This window comes from Curtobacterium sp. PhB137 (genome assembly GCF_003814955.1).
Taxonomy (GTDB): domain Bacteria; phylum Actinomycetota; class Actinomycetes; order Actinomycetales; family Microbacteriaceae; genus Curtobacterium.
This window is the reverse complement of sequence record NZ_RKQO01000004.1, coordinates 249,877-261,501: the sequence shown is the minus strand read 5'-3', so window position 1 is coordinate 261,501 and position 11,625 is coordinate 249,877. Positions and strand designations below refer to the sequence as shown.

The 11,625-nt window shown below is 69.2% G+C and carries 11 protein-coding genes; 7 read left to right on the top strand and 4 right to left on the bottom strand.

Going from position 1 to position 11,625, the window contains the following annotated elements; all coding sequences use genetic code 11:
• Nucleotides 1-85 precede the first annotated feature (85 nt).
• On the top strand, nucleotides 86-859 hold the full coding sequence (locus EDF28_RS01470) for a DUF4190 domain-containing protein (protein ID WP_123936945.1): 774 nt from the start codon (nucleotides 86-88) through the stop codon (nucleotides 857-859).
• On the opposite strand, the gene EDF28_RS01465 is transcribed toward EDF28_RS01470, so the two are convergent.
• Entirely contained in the window at nucleotides 852-2,042 is a 1,191-nt protein-coding gene (locus EDF28_RS01465; RefSeq protein WP_123936944.1) for a class I SAM-dependent methyltransferase, read from the bottom strand. The two genes, EDF28_RS01470 and EDF28_RS01465, sit on opposite strands and share 8 nt — an antisense overlap.
• A gap of 160 nt (nucleotides 2,043-2,202) precedes the next feature.
• Between EDF28_RS01465 and groES the strand changes: the two genes are divergently transcribed.
• Together groES and rarD are read left to right on the top strand one after the other, a co-directional pair.
• Nucleotides 2,203-2,499 (top strand): co-chaperone GroES, encoded by a 297-nt coding sequence (gene groES, locus EDF28_RS01460; RefSeq protein WP_110893972.1) that lies wholly within the window; start codon nucleotides 2,203-2,205, stop codon nucleotides 2,497-2,499.
• Nucleotides 2,500-2,653: 154 nt separating this feature from the next.
• Nucleotides 2,654-3,616 carry an EamA family transporter RarD gene (gene rarD, locus EDF28_RS01455; RefSeq protein ID WP_185094108.1) on the top strand — a complete coding sequence of 321 codons (963 nt, stop codon included), beginning with the start codon at nucleotides 2,654-2,656 and terminating at the stop codon, nucleotides 3,614-3,616.
• Nucleotides 3,617-3,723: 107 nt separating this feature from the next.
• Here the strand turns inward: rarD and EDF28_RS01450 are convergent, their stop codons facing one another.
• The 3 genes from EDF28_RS01450 to guaB form a co-directional block, all read right to left on the bottom strand.
• Nucleotides 3,724-5,055 carry an ABC transporter substrate-binding protein gene (locus EDF28_RS01450; RefSeq protein WP_123936943.1) on the bottom strand — a complete coding sequence of 444 codons (1,332 nt, stop codon included), beginning with the start codon at nucleotides 5,053-5,055 and terminating at the stop codon, nucleotides 3,724-3,726.
• A gap of 191 nt (nucleotides 5,056-5,246) precedes the next feature.
• Entirely contained in the window at nucleotides 5,247-5,630 is a 384-nt protein-coding gene (locus tag EDF28_RS01445; protein ID WP_123293171.1) for a VOC family protein, read from the bottom strand.
• A 74-nt stretch (nucleotides 5,631-5,704) separates the two neighbouring features.
• Nucleotides 5,705-7,207 carry an IMP dehydrogenase gene (gene guaB, locus EDF28_RS01440; RefSeq protein WP_123293173.1) on the bottom strand — a complete coding sequence of 501 codons (1,503 nt, stop codon included), beginning with the start codon at nucleotides 7,205-7,207 and terminating at the stop codon, nucleotides 5,705-5,707.
• Between the two features lie 242 nt (nucleotides 7,208-7,449).
• Between guaB and EDF28_RS01435 the strand changes: the two genes are divergently transcribed.
• From EDF28_RS01435 to EDF28_RS01420, 4 genes are read left to right on the top strand one after another with little or no spacing between them, the layout of a single operon-like run.
• Nucleotides 7,450-8,844, top strand: a complete 1,395-nt coding sequence (locus EDF28_RS01435) for a branched-chain amino acid ABC transporter permease (protein ID WP_260154461.1) — start codon at nucleotides 7,450-7,452, stop codon at nucleotides 8,842-8,844.
• Between the two features lie 12 nt (nucleotides 8,845-8,856).
• Nucleotides 8,857-9,843: a branched-chain amino acid ABC transporter permease gene (locus EDF28_RS01430; protein ID WP_123293176.1), complete on the top strand. Its 987-nt coding sequence runs from the start codon at nucleotides 8,857-8,859 to the stop codon at nucleotides 9,841-9,843.
• On the top strand, nucleotides 9,836-10,738 hold the full coding sequence (locus EDF28_RS01425) for an ABC transporter ATP-binding protein (protein WP_123293178.1): 903 nt from the start codon (nucleotides 9,836-9,838) through the stop codon (nucleotides 10,736-10,738). Before EDF28_RS01430 ends, EDF28_RS01425 begins: the two co-directional genes overlap by 8 nt.
• Entirely contained in the window at nucleotides 10,735-11,553 is an 819-nt protein-coding gene (locus EDF28_RS01420; protein ID WP_123293180.1) for an ABC transporter ATP-binding protein, read from the top strand. The genes EDF28_RS01425 and EDF28_RS01420 overlap by 4 nt, the downstream gene beginning before the upstream one ends.
• Nucleotides 11,554-11,625: the final 72 nt, after the last annotated feature.

The window sequence follows — 11,625 nt, the reverse complement described above, 5'->3', positions numbered from 1 at the left end:
TCCGGGCCCCGACCGGCCGGCCCTCGGGCGCCTGTGGGAGGATTCACCTGGCGTCGGAGAGACCGGGCGCCGAGAGGGGTGGACGGTGTCCGATCAGAACGAGTGGCCGAAGCCGGGCGAGACGACGCCGGGCGGTACGACCGGCGGGCAGCCCGAGGGGACGCCCGCACCGGATGCACCGCAGGCCCCCGACGCACCCCAGGCCCCGCCGGCTCCCGAGCAGCCGCAGAACCCGTACGGGCAGCAGCAGCCGTCGAACCCGTACGCGGCACCGCAGCAGCCGAACCCCTACGGCCAGCCGCAGCAGTCCAACCCGTACGGCCAGCCGCAGCCGTCGAACCCGTACGCGGCTCCGCAGCAGCCGCAGCAGCCGCAGAACCCGTACTCGGCACCGCAGGCGCCGCAGGACCCGTACGGCGCCGCCCAGAACCCGTACGGCCAGCAGAACCCGTACGCGCAGCCGCAGGGCGGTCAGAACCCCTACGCGCAGCCGCAGCAGCAGCCGTACGCGCCGGCGGGTGCCTACGGTGCGACGGGGTACCAGCCCTACGCGCAGCGCCCGAAGACGAACACCCTGGCGATCCTGTCGATCGTGTTCGGTCTCGCCGCCGTCCCGATGTGGTTCATCGCGATCCTGCTCGGCCCCGCCGGCGCGATCCTCGGCCACGTCGCGCTCGGCAAGATCAAGCAGAACGGTGAGGCCGGCCGAGGGCTCGCCCTGACCGGCATCATCGCCGGCTGGGTGATGACCGGCGTCTGGCTGATCTGGATCGCCTTCATCATCTTCCTCGGCGTGATCGGCCAGAGCTCGTACTCCGACTACGGCTACGACTCGGGGACCGGCGCGTTCCTCAGCTGAGCCGCTCGCACAGGATCGCGGTGTGCCGGCCCTCCAGCCGGGTGAGCACGAGGGTCACACGACCGGTCCCGCGTAGCCGCAGGCGCTTGCGGAACTGCGCCGGGTCGACGTCGACGCCGCGCTTCTTGATCTCGACGGTGCCGATGCCGTCGGCGGCGAGCCGCGCTGCCAGCCGCTTGACGTCGAGCGGCATGGTGTCGAGCACCCGGAAGCCCTGGGCGAAGGGCGTCGACGCGGCACGGTCCGAGGTGACGTACGCGATCCCGTCGGAGAGCATGTGGCCGTCCAGGGTGCGGGCGAGGTCGCCGATGAGCCGTGCGCGGATGACGGCGCCGTCCGGCTCGTACAGGTAGGCACCGAGTGGCCCCACCTCGGCGTCCTCCGAGTCTGCCGGGCCGGTCATCTCGGCGATGCCGTGTGCACCGATGACGGTCGCCGCTCGGCGGATGCCCGGTCGGGCGAGGGGCCCGAACCACAGCGCGAGCTCGACGACCTCGCGGTCGACGGACGTCCACTGCGCCTCGGCGGTGTCCGGGATCAGGTCGCGGTCGATGCCCGGCCCGAGCTTCACGCCGGTCGGGGTCGTCGTCGCGGTGGCGAATACGGTGTCCAACGAGGGCGACCAGTCGTCCGGGTCGGCCAGCCGGCGGGTGTCCGAGTGGCCGGAGGTTCGACGTGCGGGGTCCATCCAGATGCCGTCGACGCGGGAGACGTCGAACGAGGCCGCGTCGCCCAGTTCGACCCGGGCGTTCGGCCACACCGCGAGGTTGTGCGTGGCGACCGCCGCGGTGACCTCGTCACGGTCGACCGCCGTGACGTCGAGGTCGAGCGCCGCCATCGCCATCGCGTCGCCGCCGATCCCGCACCCGAGGTCGGCGACCCGGGTCAGTCCGGCTGCGGCGAAGCGTCCGGCGTGCTGCGCGGCGACCTGCAGGCGGGTGGCCTGCTCGAGTCCGGCCTCGGTGAAGAGCATGCGTCCGGCGAAGTCGCCGAACTTGCCACGGGCCTTCTGCCGGAGCTTGGCCTGGGTCAGGACCGCCGCGACGAGCTGCGGGTCGTGCCCCTCGGCACGGAGCCGCGACACCACCCGGACGATCTCGCCGCCGTCCGAGACGCCGGGGGTACGGTCGAGCAGGGCCATCCCGTCGGGGGTCAGCAGTGCGGCGAGTTCGGCGGCTTCCATGTCCCGATCCTCCCAGGTGCTGGATGTTCCCCTGATGTGCTGGCACTCGGATTGACCGAGTGCCAGTGTCCCCCTAGAGTTGGCGTTGGCACTCTCCTGTGCGTAGTGCCAACCCGGTTTTCATCTGTACCGAGTCCGTACCGAGAAAGAAGAGGTCACCGTGGCCGTCAGCATCAAGCCGCTCGAGGATCGCATCGTCATCCGCCAGGTCGAGGCGGAGCAGACCACTGCATCCGGTCTGGTCATCCCCGACACCGCGAAGGAGAAGCCCCAGGAGGGCGAGGTCGTCGCCGTGGGCCCCGGTCGCATCGACGACAACGGCAACCGCGTCCCGCTGGACGTCGCCGTGGGTGACAAGGTCATCTACTCCAAGTACGGCGGAACCGAGGTCAAGTACTCGGGCGAGGACCTGCTGGTCCTGTCGGCCCGCGACGTCCTCGCGGTCGTCGTCAACTGAGTCCAGTACTCCACGCGAACGCCCCGTTCGGCCTGTCGGCCGGCGGGGCGTTCGTGCGTCTGCGGGCTTCCGGCGGGTCCGTCGCGTACACGTGCTCCGACCGGGAGGCCCGTGGCACGCCCGGCCCGTCGGTGGCCGTTCCTAGGATGGTTCCGTGAGTGAACCGAGTCCCGCGCGACCCGTCCGCAGCGAGGCATCCGTCGGCGTGGTGCAGGCGATCATCGCGTACGGGCTCTGGGGCCTCATGCCCCTGCTCTTCGCGGCGATGGCCCCGGCCGGCGCGTTCGAGATCGTCGCCTGGCGGATCGTCTTCGGGCTGGTGTTCTGCGCGGTCGCGATCGCCGTCACCCGCTCGTGGCTCCGCACCCGCACCCTGATGGCGCAGCGCCGGGTGATGGCCGTGATGGGGCTCGCCGCGGTCCTCATCCTGGTGAACTGGACCGTGTACGTCCTGGCGACCACGACCGGCCACACGGTCGAGGCCGCCCTCGGGTACTTCATCAACCCCCTCGTGACGATCGCGCTCGGCGTCGTCGTGCTCCGCGAACGCCTGCGGCCGGCGCAGTGGGCCGCGGTCGGCATCAGCGTCGTGGCGGTCGTCGTGATCGCTGTCGGCTACGGCCAGGTGCCGTGGATCTCGCTCGTGCTGGCGTGCTCGTTCGGCCTGTACGGCCTGGTGAAGAAGCGCGTCGGCGGCACGGTCGACGCGCTGAGCGGTCTGACGATCGAGACCGTGTGGCTGCTGCCGATCGCGGTCGTGGCGCTGGTCGTGCTCGGCGCGACGGGGCTCGGCGGCGGCGTGACGTTCACGAGCGAGGGCTGGGTGCACGTCCTCGTGACGGTGCTCACCGGTCCGGCGACGGCGGTCCCGCTCCTGCTGTTCGCCTCGTCGGCGCGGCGGGTGAGCCTGTCGACCCTCGGGTTGACGCAGTACCTCGCGCCCGTGATGCAGTTGCTCGTCGGTGTCGTGGTGCAGCACGAGGCGATGCCGCCCGCGCGCTGGTTCGGCTTCGGCATCGTGTGGTTGGCGCTCGTGGTGCTGACGGCGGACTCGTTCGTCGCCGCGCGGGCGTCCCGTCGCCGAGCGCTCGCACCTGCTCCGGCCGAGCCCGCCTGACGGACGCACCCCGGGCCTCCCGTCCGCCCGTCCCACACGCGAAAGCGACAGTTCCCTGCGGATGATCCGCAGGGAACTGTCGCTTTCGTGAGGTGGAGCCCGGTGCCCTACTTCTTGACCGCGCCCTGGATGGCGCTCTGGTAGACGGGCTTGTTGTCGCCGTCGAACTTGTAGATGCCGATGTAGGCGCTCGACGGGTCGTTGTTGTCGTCGAACGGACCGATGCCGGACGGGCCGGTGTAGTGGATGTCCTTGCCGTCGTCGAGGAGCGCGACGCACTCCTTGAACGTGGCGCACTCGGTGCCGCCGTCCGCTCCGGAGACCGCAGCCATGTTGGCCTGGATCGTGCCCGAGTCGGTGCCCTTGCCCTTCACCGCAGCGAGCGCGGCGAGGACGGTGGCGTCGTAGGACTCCGCCGCGTACGAGTAGTCGGCGAGCGTCTTGTTCGACGAGTCCTTGTAGAAGGCGGACAGCTGCTTCTTGAAGTCGTCCTTCGGCGAGGCACCGGGGATGGTGCCCTGGGCGCCGGTCAGGGTGCCCTTGTCGAAGTCCTTCGAGTAGTCGGCCGTGTTGCCGTCGGACATGTAGATCTTCGCCGTGTTCCCCTGCGAGACGAGCTCCGGGATGATCGACTTCGTCTCGTCGAAGGCCAGGACGACGATCGCGTCCGGCTTGGCTGCGAGTGCGGCCGTCACCTCGGACGAGAACGTGGTCTGACCGGGCGGGAACTCCTGGCCCTCGCCCTTGCCGCCGTAGACGACCTGGCCACCGGAGGCCTCGACCGCGGACTGCACCGAGTTGCGGAGGCCCGTGCCGTAGGTGTCGTTGAAGACGAGGAACGCGACCTTGGCGTTGCCGTCACCGGTCACGAGCTGACCGAGTGCCGAACCCTGCACCGAGTCCGGCGGAGCGGTCCGGTAGTAGTACGACGAGTAGCCGGACAGGTCGCTCGCGGTGTTCGCGGGCGAGATCTCGACGATGCAGTTGCTGGTGAGCTGGTCGATGACGTTGAGCGTGACCGACGAGGACTCGGCACCGATCGCGACCGGGACCTTCGCGTTCACGAGCTTCGTCGCGGCCGAGCTCGACACGGTCATGTCGTTGCTGTCGCCCGAGTCCGTCGCCGGGTCGATGGTGACGTCCTTGTCGAGGACGCCGCCCGCGGCGTTGATGTCCTTCACCGCGAGGCCGACGCCGGACTCGGCCGGCGGGTTCAGGTACGCCAGCGAACCGGTGAGCGGCAGGATCGTGCCGATCTTCAGCGCATCGGTGCTGGGGGTGTCGGGGGCCTTGCAACTGGCGGCGGGGTCCTTCTTCGCATCGCTCGACGCCGAGCTGGAAGGGGAGTCGCCGCTGCTGGTGGTGGAACACGCGGCGAGCAGGACGGCTGCTGCGCCTGCCAACGCCAGTGCCGTGGTGGCACGGGTGGTTCTGATCATCCGTGGAGCCCTTTCTCTGCGCGGAGGCCGTGCCGCTTCGGGTCGAACGCGGCGCCTCCACTGGATGTCGAGAAACGTAGGGTCCCGGTGTTTCGCCCGTGTGACGGGGCGGTACGGAAAGTGTTTCGTTACCGAGCCGTGATCGTTTCTGTGCGGAGGATCAGGGATCGGCGAGCCGCGCAGCCCGCGCGTCAGCCGTCGAGTTCAGCCACGGAACGCAGCACGCAGAACTCGTTGCCCTCCGGATCGGCGAACACGACCCACCCACCGTCGTCGTGTCGGAGGTCCGCGAGTTCGGTCGCACCGATGCCCCGCAGCCGCTCGACCTCGGCATCGCGCGTGCGGTCGGTGGGACGCAGGTCGAAGTGGATCCGGTTCTTCACGGACTTCGCCTCGGGCACCTGGATGAACAGCACCTGGTGCGAGCCGTCGGGAGCGGTGATCATGCACTCCTCGTGCCCGGGGCCGTTCGGGTCGTCGGCGATGTCGACGTAGCCGAGGACCTGCTTCCACCACTCCGACAGGGCGAAGGCGTCACGGCAGTCGATCGTGGTGTGGGAGACGGCGCTGACCATGCCGTGACACTACTGCCGGCAGACGACGAACGCCCCGCTCCGGTGGGGAGCGGGGCGTTCGGGGTGCAGTCGGCTCAGCTGCGGTAGTTCGGCGCCTCGACGACCATCTGGACGTCGTGCGGGTGCGACTCCTTGAGCCCGGCAGCCGTGATGCGGACGAACTTGCCGCGGGCCTTGAGCTCCGGGATCGTGCGGCCGCCGACGTAGAACATCGACTGCCGGAGTCCACCGGTGAGCTGGTACACGACGTTGCCAACCGAGCCGCGGTAGGGCACCTGGCCCTCGATGCCCTCGGGGATCAGCTTGTCGTCGTTGGGGACGTCCGCCTGGAAGTAGCGGTCCTTCGAGTACGAGGTCTTCTTGCCGCGGGTCTGCAGTGCGCCCAGGGAGCCCATCCCGCGGTACGCCTTGAACTGCTTGCCGCCCACGAAGACCAGGTCGCCGGGGGACTCGTCCGTGCCGGCCAGCAGCGAACCGAGCATGACGGTGTCGGCGCCGGCCACCAGGGCCTTGGCGATGTCGCCCGAGTACTGCAGGCCACCGTCGGCGATGATCGGCACGCCGGCCTCGCGTGCAGCCAGGGACGCCTCGTACACCGCGGTGACCTGCGGGACGCCGACGCCGGCGACGACGCGGGTGGTGCAGATCGAGCCGGGTCCCACGCCCACCTTGACGGCGTCGACACCGGCGTCGATGAGCGCCTGCGCACCGGCACGGGTCGCGACGTTGCCGCCGATGACGTCGATGTCCGCGAAGGACGGGTCGGCCTTGAGGCGGCGCACCATGTCGAGCACGCCTTCGCTCTCGCCGTTGGCGGTGTCGACCACGAGCACGTCGACGCCAGCGTCACGCAGGGCCTCGGCACGCTGCCAGGCGTCGCCGAAGAAGCCGATCGCGGCACCGACGCGCAGTCGGCCCTCGTCGTCCTTGGTGGCGTCCGGGTACTGCTCGCTCTTGTCGAAGTCCTTGACGGTGATGAGGCCGCGGAGCTTGCCCTCGGCGTCCACCAGCGGGAGCTTCTCGATCTTGTGCTGCGCGAAGATCGCGATGGCTTCTTCGGGGTCGATGCCCTCCATCGCGGTGATCAGCGGCGCCTTGGTCATGACGTCGCGCACGAAGGTGGTCGACTGCTCGAACGTCGCCACGAACCGCATGTCGCGGTTGGTGATGATGCCGACGAGGGTGCCGTCCGCTTCGACCACGGGCAGGCCGGAGACCCGGAACTGTCCGCAGATCGCGTCGACCTCGGCCACGGTGGCGTCCGGGGTTGTGGTCACCGGGTTGGTGATCATGCCCGACTCGGAGCGCTTGACCTTGTCGACGTAGGCCGCCTGGTCCTCGATGGAGAGGTTGCGGTGGAGGATCCCGATGCCACCCTGCCGCGCCATGGCGATGGCCATGCGGGCTTCGGTGACGGTGTCCATCGCTGCGGAGAGCAGCGGGACGTTGACGGAGATCCGCCTGGTGAGCCGGGACGCGGTGGACGCCTCGCTCGGGATGACGTCGGTGTGCCCCGGCAGGAGCATGACGTCGTCGTACGTGAGTCCGATGAATCCGAACGGATCCGGCTGGTCCATGGGTCCCCTTCGTGGGCGAGTGAAGTGGTCGAGACACCGAGAACGCAACGGCGGGTTCCGGATAGGACATGGTAACGCGCGTGGGCCGTCCCGCTATTCCGCGTTCCGCCTGGGAGAACGGATCGCGGCTCTCCTCCACACAGGTCACGGTTGCGCGACGACTCACAGCGGGAACGAGTTGGAAACACGGGTGTCACACAATCCCCATAGCGTCACTCGACATCCGAACGAGAGGCTCTTCCGTGGGATCCATCACTCCTCCGGGACGGGCGCAGCCGCGCCTGTTCCGCCTCCGCCAGGCCCGGCGACGACCGGTCCTGGCGGCCGTGCTCGTCGCCGCGTTCCTGGCGACCTTCCTGATCGACTGGGCGGTCACACTGCCGGCCTTCAGTGCCACGTCGGCACCGGCGACCAGTCAGGCCTGCACCGTCAGCCCGACGAACGGGTGCATCCAGGGCACGATCACCGACTCCGAGCGGGAACCGGCCGACGACGTCGACGTCGACGTCGCCGGGCCCGGCGGCTTCGCCGAGACCGCCACCACGAACGCCGACGGCCGCTGGTCGGTCAGCGTCGACGAGGCCGGCGAGTACACCGTGAGCGTCGACCAGGACACCCTGCCGAAGGGCCAGTACCTGACGAACGCGGCGGACGCGGAGCGCAAGGTCCAGGCGACCCTGAACGCCAACGTCGGGCAGATCTTCCAGCTGTCCGACCAGAAGGGCGCCACCACCACGGCGGACTCGTCGAGCGTCAGCCCGCAGCGGGCCTGGCAGCAGTTCGCCTCGGGGATCCGACTCGGCCTGCTCATCGCGCTGGCGTCGATCGGCCTCTCGCTCATCTACGGCACGACGGGGCTGTCGAGCTTCTCGCACGGCGAGCAGGTCACCCTCGGCGGGCTGCTGGCCTACGTGTTCGCGAACCAGCTCGGCTGGAACATCTGGGTGACCGGCATCGTCGTCACGCTGCTGTGCGCGGCGACCGGGTACCTGCAGGACGCCGGGATCTGGCGGCCACTGCGGCGCAAGCGGATCAGCCTCACGCAGCTCATGATCGTGACGATCGGTCTGTCGATCGCCGCCCAGTACGCGTTCCAGTACTTCTTCGGCGCCGCGACCGTCCGGATCCAGCAGGGCAACCCCGAGACCGTCCGGTTCGCCGGGGTCACGCTCACGGTGCAGTCCTACGTGGCGATGGGCATCGCGCTGGTCGTCCTGATCGCCACCGGCCTGTTCCTGGCGAAGACCCGCTTCGGCCGGGCCACCCGTGCGGTGTCGGACAACCCGGCGCTCGCCGCGGCGTCCGGCATCGACGTCGACCGGGTCATCCGGTTCGTGTGGACGCTCGCCGCCGGTCTCGCCGGCCTGTCCGGCGTGATGCTCGGCCTGGTGCTGAACGGCGTGAACTGGCAGACCGGCCTGCAGCTGCTCCTGCTCATGTTCGCCTCGGTGACCCTCGGTGGTCTCGGGACGGCCTACGGCGCGCTGGTGGGGTCGATGATCATCGGCGTCGTCGTCGAGCTCACGAACCTCGTGCTGCCCGGTGACTTCAAGTACGCCACCGCCCTCGTCATCCTCATCCTCATCCTGCTGTTCCGGCCGCAGGGCATCTTCGGCCGCGCCGAGCGGGTCGGCTAAGGGAGCACGCGCATGGACTACATCCTCAACCTGCTGTCCTCGCTCACCCAGGAGGCCCTCGCCCCGACCACGGCGGCGTTCGCCCTGGCAGCCATCGGACTGAACGTGCACTTCGGCCTGACCGGGCTCGTGAACATGGGGCAGGCGGCGTTCCTGCTGCTCGGCGCCTACGGCTTCGCGATCTCGATCACGAACGGGCTGCCGTTCGTGATGGCCGTGCTCATCGCCCTGCTCGTCGCCATCGTGTTCGCGATCATCCTCGGCGTCCCCACGTTGCGGCTCCGCGGCGACTACCTGGCGATCGTGACGATCTCCGGCGCCGAGATCATCCGCATGGTCGGCCGCTCCAGCCTGCTGACCACGACGACGGGTGGCTCCAACGGCATCACCGGATCGAGCTACCGCGACCCGTTCACCGCCCTGAGCCCGCTGCCGGACGGCACCACGACCATCCTCTGGTTCACCTACGCGAACAACGGCGTCAACGGCTGGTGGATCCGCATCGCCGCCTGGGCCCTCGTCGCGCTGTTCACCTTCGTGCTCTTCCTGCTCATGCGCAGCCCCTGGGGCCGTGTCCTGAAGGCGATCCGCGAGGACGAGGACGCCGTCCGCTCCCTCGGCAAGAACGTGTACTCGTACAAGATGCAGGCGCTCGTCTTCGGTGGTGCGCTCGGAGCGCTGGCGGGGATCATCTACGTCCTGCCGAGTTCGGTGCAACCGGACGCCATGGGCCGCTCGATGACGTTCTTCATCTGGACGGCACTCATCCTCGGTGGTGCCGCGACGGTGTTCGGACCGGTGCTCGGCGCGGTGCTGTTCTTCGTCGTCCGGCTCTTCATCCGCACCCTGGCCGGCGACTTCATCCCCGACTCGATCATGAACGCCCAGCAGGCCGAGCAGTTCTCGTACGTGCTCGTCGGCGTCGCGCTCATGCTCCTGATCGTGTTCCGACCACAGGGCCTGCTCGGCAACAAGAAGGAGCTGACGTTCAGTGTCTGAGACCTACGGCTACACGAAGGCCGACCCGATCCTCACGGTCGACGGCGTCACCCGGCACTTCGGCGGCATGACCGCCGTGGACGTCGACCACCTCGAGGTCCAGCGCGGCTCCATCACGGCCCTGATCGGCCCGAACGGCGCCGGCAAGACGACCTTCTTCAACCTGCTGACCGGCTTCGACAAGCCCAGCCCCGGCGCCCGGACGCAGTTCAACGGCGCCACGCTGCAGAAGACCAGCGCGACCCACATCGCCAACCGCGGCATGGTCCGCACCTTCCAGCTGACGAAGGCGTTGTCGCGGCTCACCGTGATGCAGAACATGCTGCTCGGCGCCCGCGACCAGCCCGGCGAGAACTTCTTCGCCGCGCTGATCAAGCCGGTGTGGGCGAAGCGCGAGCGGGAGATCACCGCGAAGGCCGAGGACCTGCTCGCCCGCTTCAAGCTCGACGACAAGGCGGACGACTACGCCGGGTCGCTGTCCGGCGGCCAGCGGAAGCTCCTCGAGATGGCCAGGGCGCTGATGTCCGACCCGACGATGATCATGCTCGACGAGCCGATGGCGGGCGTGAACCCCGCGCTGACGCAGTCGCTGCTCGGGCACATCCAGTCCCTGCGCGACGACGGCATGACCGTGCTGTTCGTCGAGCACGACATGCACATGGTCCGGCACATCTCGGACTGGGTGGTCGTGATGGCCGAGGGCAAGGTCGTCGCCGAGGGGCCGGCGGACACCGTGATGGACGACCAGGCGGTCATCGACGCGTACCTGGGTGCGCACCACGACACCGACCTGGGTGACGACTCGCTCCTCACCGAGGAGACCTTCGAGGAACTGGCGGAGGAAGTCGCGGAAGAAGACGCGGCGGACGCAGCAGCAGAGGAGAAGACCCGATGACGGACGCAGTCGACCCCACGAACGCGAGCAGCGCCTCCAGTCCGGAAGCGCCGAAGGCGAGCACCGCCACGCTGGAACGCGAGCCGGTGCTGAGCGCGAAGAACCTCGTCGCCGGCTACCTGCCGGGGGTGAACATCCTGAACGGCTGCGACCTGGACTGCTACCCCGGTGAGCTGATCGGGATCATCGGGCCGAACGGCGCGGGCAAGTCCACGCTGCTCAAGGCCCTGTTCGGTCTCGTGTCGATCCGCGAGGGGTCGGTCACGTTGCAGGGTGAGGACATCACGAACCTCAAGGCGAACAAGCTCGTGCAGGCCGGCGTCGGCTTCGTCCCGCAGACGAACAACGTGTTCCCGTCGCTGTCCATCGAGGAGAACCTGCAGATGGGGCTGTACCTGCGGCCCCGCAAGTTCGCGGAGCGCCTCGAGGTCATCTACGACCTGTTCCCGGTGCTCGCGCAGCGCCGCGGCCAGCGGGCGGGGTCCCTGTCCGGCGGTGAGCGGCAGTCGGTCGCCATGGCGCGTGCGCTGATGATGGACCCGAAGGTGCTGCTGCTCGACGAGCCGAGTGCCGGGCTGTCCCCGGTGCGGCAGGACGAGACGTTCCTGCGGACCCGCCGGATCAACAAGGCCGGTGTGTCGATCGTCATGGTGGAGCAGAACGCGCGACGCTGTCTGCAGATCTGCGATCGTGGGTACGTGCTCGACCAGGGGAGGAACGCGTACTCGGGCACGGGGAAGGAACTCGCGGACGACCCGAAGGTCATCGAGCTGTACCTCGGGACGCTCGCCAAGGACGTCGACGCGGGGCGCTAGCGCACTGTGTCGACTGCGGGTACCGCTGTGGGGGTGGTATCCGCGACGGGTGGGGCCGTGCGTGGTCGCTTC